Here is a 15,344-nt window from a genome sequence, read left to right as displayed (position 1 = left end):
CGTTCTGTACGTCAAGGAGGACCCATGAGCGATCAGAATCCCAGGCCCGCCGATGAGGCGGCCGTCGACGACGCCGAGCTGCGGCCCACCGGTACCGAGGGGCCCGACGAGGGCGAGCACCTGCACTCGTCGGACCACGCGGTCCCCGAGGAGGACATCGAGGCGGACCGGCGCCATCAGGAGACGACGCCGACCCAGCCGTAGACCTCGCTAGATCCGGTCCAGCGCCTGGGCCAGATCGGCCAGGATGTCGTCGATGTGCTCGATGCCCACCGAGAGGCGCACCATCTCGACGGGGACTCCGGCAGACCGGAGTTCCTCGTCGGACAGCTGGGAGTGAGTGGTGGACGCGTTGTGGATGGCCAAGGACTTGGCGTCACCGATGTTGGCCAGGTGGCTGAACAACTCCAGCGCCTCGACCAGGCGCGTTCCCGCCTCGCGACCCCCTTCCACCCCGAACGAGACCAGGCCGCCGAAGCCGCCCTTGAGGATGCGCGTGGCGATCTCGTGGGTGGGGCTCGACTCCAGGCCGGGGTAGTTGACCCAGGACACCTTCGGGTGATCGGTGAGGTATTCGGCCACCTTCATGGCGTTCTCGCTGTGGCGCTCCATCCGCAGGTGGAGCGTCTCGAGGCCCTGCAGCAGCAGGAAGGAGTTCATGGGGGCGATCGCGGCGCCGGTGTTGCGCAGCAGCACGGTCCTCGCGCGGATCACATAGGCCGCGGGGCCGGCGGCGTCGGTCCACACCACCCCGTGGTACGCGGCATCGGGCTGTGTGAGGCCGGGGAACCTGTCCGCGTGCGCCGCCCAGTCGAATCGACCCGAGTCCACCAGCACGCCACCCAGCGACGTGCCGTGCCCGCCCATGTACTTGGTGGCCGAGTGCACCGCGATGTCGACGCCGTGGTCGAACACCTTGGTGAGGTGCGGCGTGGGGACGGTGTTGTCGACGATGAACGGCAGGCCGAGCTCGTGCGCGGCGGCCGACCAGGCGTCCAGGTCCACGACGTTCAGGGCCGGGTTGCCCACCGTCTCACCGAACACCAGCTTGGTTCGCTCGTCGACGTGCTGCGCCAGCTCCTCCGGCTTGGCCGGGTCGACGAACCGGGCCTCGATGCCGAACTGCTTGAGGGTGTGCGCGAACAGCGCGTAGGTGCCGCCGTAGAGGGTGGACAGGGCCACGATGTTGTCGCCGGTGTAGGTGAGGTTGAGCACCGCGTAGGTGATGGCCGAGGCGCCCGAGGCGGTCGCCAGCGCTCCAATGCCGCCCTCCAGCGCGTTGACCCGCGCCTCGAACACCGACTGGGTCGGGTTCATCAGGCGGGTGTAGATGTTGCCCGGGCGCGCGAGCGCGAAGAGGTCCGCGGCGTGCTGTGCGTCGTCGAAGACGTAGCTGGTGGTCTGGTAGATGGGCACGGCCCGCGAGTTGGTGGCGGAGTCCGGGGCCTCCTGGCCGGCGTGGACGGCGAGCGTTTCGGGGCGGTAGGTCATCGGTGACTCCTCTGGGGCCTGGGGTTCTCGCCCCAAGGTATCGGCCGCGGGGGGTGCCGGGAAGGGCGTCCGGTTTCGCCGTCGGCGGACGCCAGGCTGCCTTGCGCCGGGTCAGGCCCCGCCCGCGCGCTGTTACACCACCGTCGCGGCGCGGAGGATGACCTCGGCCAGGTCCTCCGCCCTCGAGATCTGGGGCCAGTGCCCCGACTCGAGATCCGCGTAACCGGCGTGCCGGAGCTTGCGCAGCTCGCTAACCGGGGGGAACCCCTTCTCCACCCAGCCCCGGAGTTCGTCCGCGCTGTACTCGGTGCAGACGTTGACCACGGGCAGCCCGTAGCGGCGGTCGTCACCGAGTTCCTGGATCCCGACGGCGTACTCCCCTGGGGCGGGGGTCATGTGGCTCTCCAGCTCCGCCCTCGCGGCGTCGTCGAGATCGGCCGAGTCCGGGCCCTCGAACGCGGCCCAGCCCGGGAATGCGATGACGCCGTCGACCGGCTCGAAACCGTCGAGGATCGGTGAGCCGCTGGGGATCGGGAAGCCACCGACGAGCACGACGCACGCCACCTTGTCCGCGCGGCGATCGGCGGCGGCCCAGGCCGCCGCGCAGCCGGCCGAGTGCCCGACCAGCATGACGTGACCCGCCGACTGGTCGACCTCGGTGACGACGGCGCCCACCAGGTCACCGTAGGTGACCGTCGAGGGGTCCTGGCCGTCGTGACCCGGGGGCGTGAGCGCCACCACGCGGTGCCCTGCGCGTTCCAGGAATGGGACCACCTTGTGCCACGACGACCCGTCGAGCCAGAGCCCTGGGATCAGAATGATGTCCACCGCCGCCACCTCCTGACCGACACGCTAGCCCGGTGGCCGATGACGCGCCAGGTATGTCCCGAAGCGGTCTAGCACTCGACCACGTTGACCGCGAGGCCGCCGGTGCTCGTCTCCTTGTACTTGCTGTGCATGTCCAGCCCGGTCTGGCGCATCGTCGCGATGACCGCGTCGAGCGAGACGATGTGCCGGCCGTCGCCGTGCAACGCGAGCCGCGCCGCCGTCACGGCCGTGCTCGCCGCGATGGCGTTGCGCTCGATGCACGGCACCTGGACGAGGCCGCCGATGGGGTCACAGGTGAGGCCCAGGTGATGCTCCATGGCGATCTCGGCGGCGTTCTCCACCTGCGCCGGGGTGCCGCCCAGCACCGCGCACAGCCCGGCGGCCGCCATGGCGCACGCCGAACCGACCTCCGCCTGGCACCCACCCTCCGCCCCGGAGATGGAGGCGTTGGCCTTGATCAGGCTGCCGATCGCCGTCGCGGTGAGAAGGAACTCGCGCACCTCCGGAAGGCCGGCGTCCGGGTGGGAGTCCAGGTAGTACTGCGCGACGGCGGGGATGATCCCCGCGGCGCCGTTGGTGGGTGCGGTCACCACCCGCTCGCCCGACGCGTTGGCCTCGTTGACCGCCAAGGCGTAGACCTGCAGCCACTCGGCCCCGCGCCGGCGCCCCTGCTCCTCCGCCTCCAGCTGCCTCATCACACCGGCCGCCCGTCGGGGAACGTGGAGCGGGCCGGGCAATGTCCCCCGGGCCGAGAGCCCGGCGGCGATGCAGGCGCACATCGCGCCCCAGATGGCGTCCAGTCCGGCGTGGGTCTCCCTGTCCGGGCGGTGGGCGCGCTCGCACCGGAGCGCGACGTCTGCCACGCTCAGCGAGAACTCGCTGCAGATCCGCAACAGGTCTGCGGCGGTGTCGAACGTCACTCCCCCGCCGGGGCCGCGACCCTCCGCGGGGGTGGCCCCGCCCTCGCGGCTGATGAACCCCCCACCGATCGAGTAGTAGGTCTCTTCGGCCACCGGTGCGCCGTCGGGCCCCGTGGCGCTGAGGCTCAACGCGTTGGGGTGACCCGGCCGGCGGGTCAGCGGCGCGAGCCGCACGTCGTCGCGGGTGAAGGGCACGGTGCCGACGCCGGGCACGTCGAGGGTGTCCGCGTCGCGCAGGTGGGACCACGCCCCCCGCACCCGCGCCGGATCGCACGTCTCCGGCCGCATCCCGCGCAGCCCGGCCACCACGGCGTCCGGGGTGCCGTGCCCGATCCCGGTGGCGCCGAGCGAGCCGAACAGCACCACCTTGATTCGCCCCACCGCGGCCTGGGAGGCGGCCAGCCGGTCCGCGAAGTCCGCCGCCGCCCGCATCGGGCCGACGGTGTGCGACGAGGACGGGCCGACACCGATCGAGAACATGCTCAGCGCGGAGACGTAACAGCCTTGTCCTCCCACAGGTGGGCCTCCCTTCCAGGGCCGCTTCGCCCGGAAACCAGCCTAGCCGTCGCCGGTCTCCTACATTTGGTCGTACTAAATGGGGGGTCGGTCCACACGTATACCCCGACGGGTATAGGCTATTTCCACCAACACTTCGGAGGAGCCTCAATGAGGAGACTTGTCATCCTGGGCGGTGGGACCGCGGGCACGATCGTGGCCAACAAGCTGCGATCCGCCTACCCCGCCTCGGAACTTGAGATCACGGTCGTGGACCGCGACGACGAGCACCACTACCAACCCGGCTACCTGTTCCTGCCCTTCGGGATCTACGACGAGGGCAAGATCGTGCGGTCGCGCCACCACTTCATCCCGGACGGGGTGCAACTGGTGCTCGCTGAGATCGACCGGGTCGACGCGGCCACCAAGGCCGTCCACCTCGCCGACGGGCGTGAGCTCGGGTACGACACGCTGGTCATCGCCACCGGCGTCGAACCCAGGCCCGACCTGACCCCCGGGCAGGACGGCGACGGCGTGCACCACTTCTACGATCTCCCCGCCTCGATCGCCCTGGCGGAGGCGTTCAAGGAGTTCCGCGGCGGCCGGCTGGTCGTGCACCTCACCGACATGCCGATCAAGTGCCCGGTCGCGCCGCTGGAGTTCACCTTCCTCGCCGACGCCCACTTCCGGGAGCGCAAGACGAGGAAGAAGGTGGAGATCGTCTACGTCACGCCGCTCGACGGCGCGTTCACCAAGCCGATCGCCTCGCGCGAGCTCGGCACGATGTTCCACGACCGCGACATCCACCTCGAGGCGGACTTCGCCGTCGAGCGGGTCGACACGGAGAACAAGGAGCTCGTGTCCTTCGACGACCGGCACGTGCCCTACGACCTCCTGGTCTCCATCCCGCTGAACTACGGCCCGGAGTACGTGGCCCGGTCAGGGCTCGGGGACGAGGCCAACCTGGTGCCCTGCGACCAGCACACGATGCGGTCGCTGGAGCACCCGGACATCTTCGTCCTGGGCGACGGCGGCACCCTGCAGACATCCAAGGCCGGATCGGTGGCCCACTTCTCGGTGGACGTGTTCATGGAGAACTGGCCCTACTATCTCGCCGGTCAGGAGCTGCCGCACAGCTTCGACGGGCACGCCAACTGCTTCATCGAGACCGGCCACGGCAAGGGGATGCTCCTCGACTTCAACTACGGCACGCAGCCGTACACCGGCGGGTTCCCCCTCCCGCTGGTGGGGCCCATGACGCTGCTCGGCGAGTCGCGGTCCAACCACCTGGCCAAGCTCGCGTTCCGGTTCGTGTACTGGGAGTTCCTGCTGCGCGGACGACCCCTCCCCTTCACCACCGACATGCACCTGCTGGGGAAGAACGTCGAGGGCGAGGCGTCGGGGACGTCGAACAAGGACCTGTTCCTGAGGGCGCTCGGCAGGCGTGGTCATGCCGCGCCGGCCTCGAAGGCGCCCGCGCTGCACCGCCCGCGCCCACAGGCCTCCGCACCACGGGCGGCCAAGCCCAAGCCCAGGCCGGCACCCGCGCAACGCGAGGCCGCGCCCGTGCCGGAGTACGTCGCGGCGGCGGGCGTGGACTCCACGGCCGACGCCGCCTCCGTCCTGCCAGATCCGATCATCCCCAAGTTCTAAGGAGACTCCACGTGCCCACCACCCGCATCGGGGACCGCGCCATCGACGTCAACGACGAGGGCTTCCTCACCGAGTACAACCAATGGGACGAGAACCTCGCCCCGATCCTCGCCGGATACGCCGGCATCGAGGAGTTGACCGACGAGCACTGGCAGGTGCTGAAGTTCCTCCGCGCCGACTACCCGGCGCGCAAGGAGACCGCGACGCTGCGTCGCGTGTCGAGCGTCGGCGGCTTCGACATGAAGCAGCTGTTCCGGCTGTTCCCCGGGAAACCGGCCAAGAAGATGTCCTACATCGCCGGGCTGCCCAAGCCCAAGGGCTGCGTCTAGGAAGGGACTGCGCCATGACCACCATCTCCGACACCCCGATCATCCCCGACTTCGGCGGCACGCCCCGCGCCACGCCCGCCCACACCGACCCGGGCGCCCCCCGCGCCAAGGCCAAGCCGTCCGACTTCGCGGCCCCCGCCACCGGCGAGGACCGTCCGCGCAAGATCTGCTTCATCGCGTCCAAGGGCAACCTCGACATGGCCTATCCCGCGCTCATCATGGCCAACGCCGCGCTGGGCGAGGGCATCGAGACCCACATCTTCTTCACGTTCTGGGGCTTCGACCTGGTCACCGAGCGCACGATGGACGACCTGAAGTTCACGATGCTGGGCAACACCGCCATGCACCTGCCCATGGCGCCGAGCATGCCGCTGTGGGCGGGGATGGGCGCCATTCCCGGCATGACGAAGATGGCCACGAAGATGATGCGCAAGCAGCTCGACGACCTGGAGATACCTGGCGTCCGGGAGATGCTCGACATCATCGTGGCCTCCGGCGGTCACCTGTGGGGCTGCAAGCTCAGCTTCGACATGAACGGGCTCACCCTGTCTGACCTCTACGAGGGGGTGGAGGACGTGATCAGCGCCGCCGACTTCATCGAGTTGTCCGAGGGCGCCCAGGTCATCTTCGTCTGAGCAGACGCCGAGGCGCCCTCCCCAGATGGGAAGGGCGCCTCGGCGCGTGTCGGATCGTCAGGTGAAGAGGCTCACTCCGCCCGGGCCGACGAGGAGGCCCAGGATGATGAGGACGATGCCCCACACGAGCTGGCTACGGACGATGGCGAGGATGCCGGCGATGACGAGCACGGCGGCGATGATCCAGAGGATTGTTCCCATGATGTTCTCCTGATGTGGTTGTGGTGGTCAGATGTGATCGCGACGCGGGGTGGCGTGGCCGTGGAGGCCCTGTCCCATGTCGTCTCGGAGGTTGTCGCGGAGGGTGCCGTCGTCGCCCGGCGTGCCGGGCGTGGGGTCGCCCGCAACGGAGTCGGGCCCTTGGCCCATGTCGTCACGGAGGGCGTCGCGCAGGCTGCCGTCGTCGCCGACGTTGGGCCTGAGGTCGTCGCCGACCCCGTCGTTGCGGCGATCGAGGCGGGTCTCATCAACCCCGTCGTCCCTGAAGCGCTCGTTGGCGATGCGGTCGTCGTCCGCCGAGGTGTGCTGAGCCCGGCCCTCCGCCTCGAGGCGCTCGTTGTCGGTGAGGTCACCCCACACCTGCTTGGCGCGCCCGGCGACCTCGTCGCCTGCCCTGCGCATGCTGTCTTCGATCCCCATGGTTCCTCCTTGGATTCGAATCGGCCCCATCCGCTGGTGCGAATGGCGTCTCTCCCTCTACGTACCCGGTACGGCGGGTTTCAAACAGCGGGCCTCGAACACGGCCGCTGGTGGCCGTCGGCTCACGCGGCCGCGGGCTCCATCTCCTCGCGGAGACCGGCGAGCACCCGGCTGAGAATGCGCGAGACCTGCATCTGGCTCACGCCCAGCCGGCGGCCGATCTCGGCCTGGGCGAGGTCGTCGACGAATCGAAGCCGAAGAACCTCGCGCTCCACCTCGTCGAGGCGATCGACGGCGGAGTGGAGCGTGAGCAGATCGGGAAGCAGCTCCATGTCGTGGTCGGTCACCGGCAGTTCGACGGCATGCCCCTCGTCTCCGACGGGGGAGCTGTCGAGGGACACGGGGCGGAACGCGCTCAGTGCGTCTGTTTCGCGCTGGTGATGCGCCGCGTCGTCGCTGCGCTGCTCCTGGAGGCGCCGCGGGGGACGCACCATCCAGCTGGAGCGGAAGTGCCGCTTGATCTCTCCGGTGATGGTGGCGACGGCGTACGGCACGAATGCGCCGGCCTCCGGGCGGAACCGCTGCGCCGCGCAGACGAGGCCCACGCGGGCAACCTGAACGAGGTCGTCGAGGTCGATGCCCCGGTTCGCGTAGCGCCGTGCGAGGGCCTCGCACAGGTCCAGGTGGTCCAGGACCAGGCTCTCGAGCTCGGGGGTGGGGGACGGGATGGTGGTCAGGGCACGTGACATGACTTGACTCACTTTCGGACAGTTGAGTCGGAGTCGGCACGTGGTTTGAACCGCTTCGTCTGACGCTAGCTTCGCACGGGCCGCGGCGATTGACAACCATTCCCGTGCGAAAAGTGGCAAGGTCTGCTGCATGGCAGGAACCGGCTCGACGGCGCAGAGAGTGATTGTCGCGGGGGCCTCCGGGCTCATCGGGCGGGGGCTGGTGGCTTCCCTCAGGGGCGACGGGGTGAACGTGGTGACCCTGGTCCGGCGGCCTCCCCGCGGCCCTGACGAGGTCCGATGGGACCCTGGATCCGAGGCTCTGGACCCCGAGATCCTGCGGGGAGCGCTCGCGGTGGTGGTGCTCAACGGCGCGAGCATCGGGCGCCTCCCCTGGACCCGCCGGTACCGGCGCATGCTGTGGGAGTCGCGCCTGGTCCCCACCCGGTCGGTCGCGACGGCGGTGCGCAGTCTGGGCGCCGACGCCCCTGCCCTGATCTCGGGCTCAGCGGTGGGGTACTACGGCTCGGCGCCGGGACGCGTCCTCACCGAGGCCTCTCCAGCCGGGGACACGTTTCTCGCCCGGCTGTGCGTGGCCTGGGAGGCGGAGGCGTCGCTCGCGGGCCCGCACGCCAGGGTGGCGACGCTGCGCACGGCCCCCGTCGTCCACCCAGAGGCGGTGCTCAAGCCGCTGATCCTCCTGACACGATTCGGGCTGGGGGGTCGCATCGGCGCCGGTAACCAGGTCTGGCCCTGGATCTCCCTGGACGACGAGGTCCGCGCCATCCGGCACGTCATCGATCACGACGTCTCGGGGCCGTTCAACCTGTCAGGTCCGAGCCCGGCCACGGCAGAGGAGCTGGGCCGGGCCGTCGCTCGTGCGCTGCACAGGCCGTTCTGGCTCCCGGTGCCGGGCTTCGCGCTCCGGCTGGTCCTGGGGCGGGACGCGGCGGACTCGCTGCTGACCGCCGACGCGGACGTCCGGCCGGCGGCGCTTCAGGCGGCCGGATTCACCTTCCGCCACCCCACCGTCGGTGAGGCGGTGACCGGCGCTCTGGTGAGCCATTGAGGGTGGGGGGTCACAGGCCCGCTGGTCAGGGCGACACGGCCACGAGCGCGGTCTGCGCCTCGCCCAGTCGCTGTTCGGCGAGGGCGTCGAGGCCCGCCAGCAGCGTCGCCTGGTCGGAGGAGCCGTCCGGGGTTGCCGGCGCCATCTCGGCGATCAGTTCCCTGGCGATCGCGAGGTCCTGGAACCGGCCCAGCGCGTCGGTGACCTCCTTCCACGCATCGGCACGCTCCCGCTCGGACCTGCCGGCGCCGGGCAGGTCGGCCGTCACCTCCCGCGCGTAGCGTGCCGCCTTCGCCGCCTTGCGGGCCGTGTGCCAGAGGACGGGGTTCGCCGGATCGAGGACGGCACGCGTCCGCCGACGTTCGACGCGCCTCTCCGCGCGACCGGCCAGCAGTCCCAGTTGTCGAGGCGCCCGGTCCTTCCCTGCGCGGGCCGGCTTGGAGGTCACGAGTAGGCAGACGATGCGTTCGTGCAGCGCGTCCCAGCGTGGCGTGGCCATAGCGGTCAGCAGCCGGCCCCGGGCCTCGTCGTGCCGGGCGGCGAGGTGGGCCGCGACACGTTCGTGGATCGCGGCGGTCAGGGCGGTGTCGGTGTCAGCGGCCAGCTCGTCGACGAGCTCGAGGAGGACCTCGGTGTCCCGCGGCCCACCGAGGAGGGCCCCCGCCCAGCGCAGCTCGTCGAGCAACGCGGTGGCGTCGGCCGCCTTCAGCGTGCTCCCGAAGACCATCAGGACGCTGCGCATCCGACGCAACGCGACCCTCGCGCGATGCACGGCGTCCGGCTCGTCGGACGCGATCAGCGCCTCGAGCGCCTGGAACCGGCCGTACTCGCCGCGGAGAACGTGCAACACCGCAGCGGCTGCTGAGTGGCCGCGAGCCGGCCCGAGAGCGACGGCCGGTCCGAGGGCCTCCAGCACAACCGGCGCGCGCGTGGCGGGACGCAGACCAGCGCCCGCCAGCAGGCGTGCGGCGTCCTCCAGCGTGCTCGGGGGTTCTCCGGGGGACAGGCTCAACCCGAGCTCGCACCAGTGGGCCGTCCCTCCACCGGGGCGCGCCGTGATCCGGTCCACGGCCACCGCCAGCCGCATCCGGCCGGCGTCCGAGAAGTGATACACGAGGCGACGACGCGCCCTGAGCCGAAGTACCGGGAGGAGGGGCTCCATTCCCACGATGTCGGCGACTGGCGCGCGGAGCGCCGCGGGAATCCGGCGCAGGGGGCCGGCCGGGAGGTTGTGTTCCAGCACTCCCCCGTCGCTCATCGTCGTGGTCAGGCGCCACCCGTCCTCGGCCCCGCCGGTGCGGCGCCTGAGGGCTGCGCCTGCGCGCGCGAGGGCACCGTCCGGCGTATCGAAGTACTCGGCCGTGAGGCGCAGCCTCTGGGCTGGGCCTGTGGCGCCGAACTGCTCGAGGCTGGGCGGTGACGCGCCGTCGGGCACCACGAATCTGCGCTCCCGCCCGAGCGCCGGATCCGCCTCGTCGCTTCCGGTCATCGTCCCGCCAGTCTACGGGCGGGGCCCTGAACAGGGCTGGTGCGGGCGCAATCAGTTCGTATGCTGGCCACGTGATCGAGTTCGAGCGAGTCGCCAAGCAGTACCCCGACGGCACCGCCGCCGTGCGCGAGTTCTCGCTCACCGTCGAGTCGCACCGGTCGGTGGTGCTGTTGGGTTCCTCGGGCAGCGGCAAGACCACGTTGCTCCGGATGGTCAACCGCATGGTGGACCCGACGGCGGGCCGGGTGCTGATCGACGGGAGCGACGTGCGCGAGGCGGACCCCGTCAGGTTGCGCCGCTCGATCGGCTACGTCCTGCAGAGCGGTGGGCTCCTCCCCCATCGCACAGTGGCGGACAACGTGGCCGCCGTGCCGATGCTGAGCGGGGTGACACGCCGCGTGGCCCAGGCCCGGGCGGCGGAGCTCCTCGAGCGCGTGGGGTTGGACCCGGTGGTGGCGCGCCGCTATCCCTCCCAGCTTTCAGGCGGTCAGCAGCAGCGCGTGGGGGTGGCCCGCGCGCTGGCCTCGGACCCCAACATCCTGTTGATGGACGAGCCGTTCGGGGCCGTGGACCCCATCGTCCGCAGGGAGCTGCAGGATGAGCTGCTCCGGCTCCAGGCGGAGTTGGGCAAGACCATCGTCTTCGTCACCCACGACGTCGATGAGGCCTTCCGCCTCGGCGACGAGGTGGTGGTGCTGCGCCGCCATGCCCAGGTGGCCCAACGCGGGACCCCGGCGGAGATCCTTGCCCGGCCCGCCGACGACTTCGTGCGTGACTTCATCGGCGTCACCCGCGGCCAGCGCAGCCTCAGGGTCGAGATGGTCGACGGCCGGAGGATCGCGGTGGATCCCGACGGCCGCCCGGTCGGGGTGCTCGAGTGACCTGGTTGACCAACAACTGGGAGCAGGTGGTCGAACTCTCGTTCGGGCACCTGCTTCTCACGGTGCCGGCAGTGGCCGTCAGCCTCCTCGTGGCCCTCCCGCTTGGCTGGCTCGCCCACCGTCGGCCACGCGTGGGCGGCCCCGTGCTCGCCACCGCCACGCTGCTCTACGCGGTGCCGGCGCTCCCGCTGCTGATCGTGATCCCGGTGGTCTTCGGCACCCCCCTGCGCTCGTCCGCGACCATGATCGTGGCCCTGAGCATCTACGGCGTGGCGCTGCTGGTGAGGAGCGTGACCGACGGCTTCGGGTCCGTGGACCGGCAGGTGCGCGACGCCGCCGTGGCCATCGGACACTCGCCCTCGGGCGTCCTGTGGCGCGTGGACCTGCCGCTGGCCACGCCGGTGATCCTCGCCGGCCTGCGCGTCGCGACCGTCTCGACGGTGGGGCTGGTCACGATCGGTGCCCTCATCGGGGTGCCGAGTCTCGGCACGCTTCTCACCGACGGGTTCCAGCGGGGCATCGTCGCCGAGGTGGCCACCGGCGTGGTCATGACCGTGGCGTTGGCGCTGGCCCTGGACGGCCTGCTCATCCTCGCGGGCCGTGCGCTCACACCATGGACCCGGGCGACTTCCCACTCCCGCGACCCGGTGCTGCTTGAGGTGCGGCGATGAACCTCCTCGCCGAGGCGCTCGCCTGGCTGGCCGATCCCGCGCACTGGAGCGGCGCGGCGGGCATCCCGACGCGCGTGGGCCAACACATGGCCATGACCGCCGCGGCGGTGCTGCTGGCCGCGGCCGTCGCCGTTCCCGCCGGGATCGCGGTCGGCCACACCCGGCGGGGGTCCGGGGCAGTGGCTGCCGCGACCGGCGCGGCCAGGGCCATCCCCTCCCTCGGCCTGCTCACGCTGTTCGGGCTGTGGCTGGGGATCGGGCTGGAGGCTCCCCTCCTCACGCTGGTGGTGCTCGCCGTCCCGTCGCTGCTGGCCGGCGTCTACTCGGGGTTCATGGCCGTCGACCCGGCGATCCCCCAGGCCGCGCGGGCCGTCGGCTTCTCCGGCGCGCAGGTGGTGTGGCTCGTCGAGACGCCCTTGGCCCTGCCGGTCATGCTGGGGGGGCTTCGGGCGGCCACGCTGCAGGTCGTGGCGACGGCCACCCTGGCCGCCTACACCGCCGATTTCGGCCTCGGCCGCTACCTGTTCGCGGGCTTGAAAACCCGCGACTATGCCCAGATGCTGGGAGGGTCGATGGTGGTCATCGCCCTCGCGCTCCTGCTGGAGGTGGCGCTCGCCACCTGCCAGCGACTGTCCTACCGCATCGCCGATCCCGCCGGTGCCCGCCTGACCACCCCGTCGACCACGTGAGAACCCAGCAAAGGACCATGCCATGCCCCGTCGCCCGTTGAACCTGCTCCTGCCGCTCGCCGCGTCAGCTCTCCTCCTGGCCGGCTGCGCCGGCAGCGATCCGCTCGCCAGCGGCTCCGCACCCGGGTCGGCCTCAACGCCGGGCTCGGCGTCCGCGCCGTCGGCCGGCCCCATCGTCGTGGGCTCGCAGGACTACTACTCAAACGAGATCATCGCCGAGATCTACGCACAGGCACTCGAGGCCCAGGGCTACGATGTGGATCGTCAGTTCCGCATCGGCCAGCGCGAGGCCTACCTTCCCGAGATCGAGGCCGGCGCGATCGATCTGTTCCCCGAGTACACGGGCCCGCTCCTGCAGTTCTGGCAGCCGGACACGGAGGCGCGCCTGTCGGACGACGTGTACGCCGAGTTGGAGGGGGCGGTCCCCGAGGGCCTGCGGGTGCTGGCCCAGTCCGATGCCACGGACCAGGACTCCTACGTGGTGACCCGCGCGTTCGCGGACGAATGGGACCTGGTCACGGTGGCCGACCTCGAGAAGGTGACCGAGCCTCTGACGCTCGGGGCCAACTCGGAGGCCGAGACGCGCCCGAACGGGCCGATGGGCCTGGCCGACAAGTACGGCATCGAGGTGGGCTTCACACCCATCGAGGACGGCGGCGGCCCGCTGACGGTCAAGGCGCTCCAGGACGGCGACATCCAGTTGGCCATCATCTACACCGCTGACCCGACGATCGCGCAGAACGATCTCGTCTCGCTGGAGGACAACGAGGGCCTGTTCCTCGCCTCGCACGTCGTGCCCCTGGCAAGCGACGACGTCGACGAGACCGCCGAGGGGATCATCGACGCCGTCAGCGCCGCCATGGGCGCAGACGACCTGATCGCGCTGAACGACCGCAGCGTCACCGAGCAGCTTCCTGCGGCCGACATCGCGGCCGACTGGCTCGCGGAGGAGGGCCTCGCCTGAGCCGGCGACGCCGTCCGGCCGCGATCGCCCCGGACGTTCCCTTTCTGTAACAGGTCGGTAAACAGGCCCGTCCGGCTATGTCGGCACCCGCATGATGCTCGTAGGGTGCTGCCATGGCCACACCGGAGACACCACCGCCCATGTCGCAGATGAACGTGGGTCGCCGCGGACCGCTGGTGGTGATCGATCACGTCGACAAGCACTTCGGCGACCTCCACGTCCTGCGGGACATCACCACCACGGTCAGCCGCGGCGAGGTCGTCGTCGTCATCGGCCCTTCCGGATCCGGCAAGTCGACGCTGTGCCGGGCCATCAACCGGCTGGAGACCATCGACTCGGGCACCATCAGCATCGACGGCAGCGCGCTGCCCGAGGAGGGCAAGGACCTGGCACGGCTGCGCGCCGACGTCGGGATGGTCTTCCAGTCCTTCAACCTCTTCGCCCACAAGACGGTGCTCGAGAACGTCACCCTCGGGCCCATCCGCGTGCGCGGAATGAAGAAGAAGGACGCCGACGAGAAGGCGATGCGCCTCCTCGAACGCGTGGGCGTGGCCAACCAGGCACGGAAGATGCCCAGCCAACTCTCCGGCGGCCAGCAGCAGCGCGTGGCGATCGCGCGGTCCCTGGCGATGGACCCGAAGCTGATCCTCATGGACGAGCCCACGAGCGCGCTCGACCCGGAGATGATCAACGAAGTGCTCGACGTCATGGTCGGCCTTGCCTCCGAGGGCATGACCATGGTCGTCGTCACGCACGAGATGGGCTTCGCCCGCAAGGCCGCGGATCGGGTCCTGTTCATGGCCGACGGCGCCATCGTCGAGGAGGCCACGCCGGAGGAGTTCTTCACGCACCCCCGCAGCGACAGGGCGAAGGACTTCCTGTCCAAGATCCTGCAGCACTGACCAGACCCCTCCGCCCCCGGGCGGAGGCCCTAGAGCGGCCGTCACCATGGCGGCCGCACACCAGGAAGGAAAGGAAGAGGCATGACGAGAATGAGGAACTCCCTGATCGCGCTGAGCGCCGCCGGCGCGTTCGCGCTGGCCGGCTGCGCGGGAGAGACCGCGACCGAGACCACTCCCCCGGCCGCCGAGGGGGTGTCGTTCGAGGACGGCACGACGATGGCCACCCTGAACGAGGCTGGCAAGGTCACGATCGGCACCAAGTTCGACCAGCCGCTGTTCGGCCTCATGGGCCCCTCGGGCGTGCCGGAGGGCTTCGACGTGGAGATCGGCAAGATCATCGCGTCCAACCTCGGCATCGCCGAGGAGAACATCGAGTGGGTCGAGACCGTCTCGGCCAACCGCGAGCCGTTCATCGAGAACGGGCAGGTCGACTTCGTCGTGGCCACGTACACGATCAACGACAAGCGCAAGGAGGTCGTGTCCTTCGCGGGCCCGTACTACATGGCCGGACAGTCGATCCTGGTGCTCGCCGACAACGAGGACATCACCAGCGAGGCCGATCTGGTGGGTCAGCCCGTCTGCTCGGTGACCGGATCCACTCCGGCCGCGAAGCTCGAGGAGATCGGCGCCACTCCGGTGCTCACCGATACGTACTCCAACTGCCTTGAGCCTCTGCGCAACGGCACGGTGGTCGCGGTGTCGACGGACAACGTGATCCTCGCCGGGCTCGCCGCCCAGAACGAGGGCGAGTTCAAGGTGGTCGGCGAGCCGTTCACCTCCGAGCCCTACGGCATCGGACTCGCGCTGGAGGACACGGACTTCCGCATGTGGATCAACGACGTGCTCGAGGCGAGCTACGCCGACGGCACCTACGAGGCGGCCTGGAACGAGACGGCGGGGACGGTCCTGCCGTTCGTCGAGCCGCCCGCACCTGACCGTTACTGATCCCCTCGGGTGGGCC

General features: G+C 70.5%; 18 protein-coding genes. 11 read left to right on the top strand and 7 right to left on the bottom strand.

All coding sequences use genetic code 11. The features are described 5' to 3' along the window. Nucleotides 1-24: 24 nt before the first annotated feature. Nucleotides 25-204, top strand: coding sequence for a hypothetical protein (locus ACZK5D_RS10215; RefSeq protein WP_458993996.1), 180 nt, complete (start codon nt 25-27; stop codon nt 202-204). Between the two features lie 6 nt (nt 205-210). Here the strand turns inward: ACZK5D_RS10215 and ACZK5D_RS10210 are convergent, their stop codons facing one another. From ACZK5D_RS10210 to ACZK5D_RS10200, 3 genes are all read right to left on the bottom strand, one after another. After that, nucleotides 211-1,491, bottom strand: coding sequence for an O-acetylhomoserine aminocarboxypropyltransferase/cysteine synthase family protein (locus ACZK5D_RS10210; RefSeq protein ID WP_458993995.1), 1,281 nt, complete (start codon nt 1,489-1,491; stop codon nt 211-213). Between the two features lie 132 nt (nt 1,492-1,623). After that, nucleotides 1,624-2,319 carry an alpha/beta hydrolase gene (locus ACZK5D_RS10205; protein ID WP_463665215.1) on the bottom strand — a complete coding sequence of 232 codons (696 nt, stop codon included), beginning with the start codon at nt 2,317-2,319 and terminating at the stop codon, nt 1,624-1,626. A 68-nt stretch (nt 2,320-2,387) separates the two neighbouring features. Continuing rightward, complete coding sequence (locus ACZK5D_RS10200) at nt 2,388-3,719, bottom strand: L-serine ammonia-lyase (RefSeq protein ID WP_463665214.1); 1,332 nt, start codon at nt 3,717-3,719, stop codon at nt 2,388-2,390. A 186-nt stretch (nt 3,720-3,905) separates the two neighbouring features. Here ACZK5D_RS10200 and sqr point away from each other — a divergent pair, with 186 nt between their 5' ends. Genes sqr through ACZK5D_RS10185 form a run of 3 tightly spaced genes read left to right on the top strand, consistent with a single transcriptional unit; the run spans nt 3,906 to nt 6,351 of the window. Beyond that, complete coding sequence (gene sqr / locus ACZK5D_RS10195) at nt 3,906-5,387, top strand: type III sulfide quinone reductase, selenoprotein subtype (RefSeq protein WP_463665213.1); 1,482 nt, start codon at nt 3,906-3,908, stop codon at nt 5,385-5,387. An 11-nt stretch (nt 5,388-5,398) separates the two neighbouring features. After that, nucleotides 5,399-5,716 carry a TusE/DsrC/DsvC family sulfur relay protein gene (locus tag ACZK5D_RS10190; RefSeq protein ID WP_463665212.1) on the top strand — a complete coding sequence of 106 codons (318 nt, stop codon included), beginning with the start codon at nt 5,399-5,401 and terminating at the stop codon, nt 5,714-5,716. A gap of 14 nt (nt 5,717-5,730) precedes the next feature. Continuing rightward, a complete protein-coding gene (locus ACZK5D_RS10185; protein ID WP_463665211.1) occupies nt 5,731-6,351 on the top strand; it encodes a DsrE/DsrF/DrsH-like family protein in 621 nt (206 codons plus the stop codon). A 57-nt stretch (nt 6,352-6,408) separates the two neighbouring features. Here ACZK5D_RS10185 and ACZK5D_RS10180 read toward each other — a convergent pair whose 3' ends face one another. The 3 genes from ACZK5D_RS10180 to ACZK5D_RS10170 form a co-directional block, all read right to left on the bottom strand. Then, entirely contained in the window at nt 6,409-6,552 is a 144-nt protein-coding gene (locus ACZK5D_RS10180) for a GPGG-motif small membrane protein (protein WP_182799952.1), read from the bottom strand. Nucleotides 6,553-6,579: 27 nt separating this feature from the next. Next, entirely contained in the window at nt 6,580-6,990 is a 411-nt protein-coding gene (locus ACZK5D_RS10175) for a CsbD family protein (protein ID WP_458993989.1), read from the bottom strand. Nucleotides 6,991-7,112: 122 nt separating this feature from the next. After that, on the bottom strand, nt 7,113-7,739 hold the full coding sequence (locus ACZK5D_RS10170; protein ID WP_458993988.1) for a sigma-70 family RNA polymerase sigma factor: 627 nt from the start codon (nt 7,737-7,739) through the stop codon (nt 7,113-7,115). 130 nt (nt 7,740-7,869) lie between these two features. Between ACZK5D_RS10170 and ACZK5D_RS10165 the strand changes: the two genes are divergently transcribed. Next, complete coding sequence (locus ACZK5D_RS10165; protein WP_458993987.1) at nt 7,870-8,787, top strand: TIGR01777 family oxidoreductase; 918 nt, start codon at nt 7,870-7,872, stop codon at nt 8,785-8,787. Between the two features lie 25 nt (nt 8,788-8,812). On the opposite strand, the gene ACZK5D_RS10160 is transcribed toward ACZK5D_RS10165, so the two are convergent. Next, nucleotides 8,813-10,276 carry a CYTH and CHAD domain-containing protein gene (locus tag ACZK5D_RS10160; RefSeq protein ID WP_458993986.1) on the bottom strand — a complete coding sequence of 488 codons (1,464 nt, stop codon included), beginning with the start codon at nt 10,274-10,276 and terminating at the stop codon, nt 8,813-8,815. Between the two features lie 71 nt (nt 10,277-10,347). On the opposite strand from ACZK5D_RS10160, the gene ACZK5D_RS10155 reads away from it, so the two are divergent. From ACZK5D_RS10155 to ACZK5D_RS10130, 6 genes are all read left to right on the top strand, one after another. After that, complete coding sequence (locus ACZK5D_RS10155) at nt 10,348-11,157, top strand: ABC transporter ATP-binding protein (protein WP_458993985.1); 810 nt, start codon at nt 10,348-10,350, stop codon at nt 11,155-11,157. Beyond that, nucleotides 11,154-11,828, top strand: a complete 675-nt coding sequence (locus tag ACZK5D_RS10150; RefSeq protein ID WP_458993984.1) for an ABC transporter permease — start codon at nt 11,154-11,156, stop codon at nt 11,826-11,828. The genes ACZK5D_RS10155 and ACZK5D_RS10150 overlap by 4 nt, the downstream gene beginning before the upstream one ends. Continuing rightward, the gene (locus ACZK5D_RS10145) at nt 11,825-12,517 is read left to right on the top strand and encodes an ABC transporter permease (protein WP_458993983.1); all 693 of its coding nucleotides are present in this window, start codon (nt 11,825-11,827) and stop codon (nt 12,515-12,517) included. The genes ACZK5D_RS10150 and ACZK5D_RS10145 overlap by 4 nt, the downstream gene beginning before the upstream one ends. A 22-nt stretch (nt 12,518-12,539) precedes the next feature. Further along, complete coding sequence (locus tag ACZK5D_RS10140) at nt 12,540-13,481, top strand: ABC transporter substrate-binding protein (protein WP_463665210.1); 942 nt, start codon at nt 12,540-12,542, stop codon at nt 13,479-13,481. Between the two features lie 149 nt (nt 13,482-13,630). Next, a complete protein-coding gene (locus tag ACZK5D_RS10135) occupies nt 13,631-14,383 on the top strand; it encodes an amino acid ABC transporter ATP-binding protein (RefSeq protein WP_463665294.1) in 753 nt (250 codons plus the stop codon). 81 nt (nt 14,384-14,464) lie between these two features. Then, on the top strand, nt 14,465-15,328 hold the full coding sequence (locus ACZK5D_RS10130) for a glutamate ABC transporter substrate-binding protein (protein WP_463665209.1): 864 nt from the start codon (nt 14,465-14,467) through the stop codon (nt 15,326-15,328). Nucleotides 15,329-15,344 lie beyond the last annotated feature (16 nt).

It is taken from the genome of Tessaracoccus yangjingae (assembly GCF_055326235.1).
Note: the sequence above shows the minus strand (reverse complement) of the source record. Positions and strands in the feature narration are given on the sequence as shown.

Bases quoted from the DNA above. Each gene is read 5' to 3' on its own strand.
- ACZK5D_RS10215 (WP_458993996.1), top strand. From the start codon at position 25: ATGAGCGATCAGAATCCCAGGCCCGCCGATGAGGCGGCCGTCGACGAC.
- ACZK5D_RS10210 (WP_458993995.1), bottom strand. From the start codon at position 1,491: ATGACCTACCGCCCCGAAACGCTCGCCGTCCACGCCGGCCAGGAGGCC.
- ACZK5D_RS10200 (WP_463665214.1), bottom strand. From the start codon at position 3,719: ATGTTCTCGATCGGTGTCGGCCCGTCCTCGTCGCACACCGTCGGCCCG.
- sqr (WP_463665213.1), top strand. From the start codon at position 3,906: ATGAGGAGACTTGTCATCCTGGGCGGTGGGACCGCGGGCACGATCGTG.
- ACZK5D_RS10185 (WP_463665211.1), top strand. From the start codon at position 5,731: ATGACCACCATCTCCGACACCCCGATCATCCCCGACTTCGGCGGCACG.
- ACZK5D_RS10180 (WP_182799952.1), bottom strand. From the start codon at position 6,552: ATGGGAACAATCCTCTGGATCATCGCCGCCGTGCTCGTCATCGCCGGC.
- ACZK5D_RS10175 (WP_458993989.1), bottom strand. From the start codon at position 6,990: ATGGGGATCGAAGACAGCATGCGCAGGGCAGGCGACGAGGTCGCCGGG.
- ACZK5D_RS10170 (WP_458993988.1), bottom strand. From the start codon at position 7,739: ATGTCACGTGCCCTGACCACCATCCCGTCCCCCACCCCCGAGCTCGAG.
- ACZK5D_RS10165 (WP_458993987.1), top strand. From the start codon at position 7,870: ATGGCAGGAACCGGCTCGACGGCGCAGAGAGTGATTGTCGCGGGGGCC.
- ACZK5D_RS10160 (WP_458993986.1), bottom strand. From the start codon at position 10,276: ATGACCGGAAGCGACGAGGCGGATCCGGCGCTCGGGCGGGAGCGCAGA.
- ACZK5D_RS10145 (WP_458993983.1), top strand. From the start codon at position 11,825: ATGAACCTCCTCGCCGAGGCGCTCGCCTGGCTGGCCGATCCCGCGCAC.
- ACZK5D_RS10140 (WP_463665210.1), top strand. From the start codon at position 12,540: ATGCCCCGTCGCCCGTTGAACCTGCTCCTGCCGCTCGCCGCGTCAGCT.
- ACZK5D_RS10135 (WP_463665294.1), top strand. From the start codon at position 13,631: ATGAACGTGGGTCGCCGCGGACCGCTGGTGGTGATCGATCACGTCGAC.
- ACZK5D_RS10130 (WP_463665209.1), top strand. From the start codon at position 14,465: ATGACGAGAATGAGGAACTCCCTGATCGCGCTGAGCGCCGCCGGCGCG.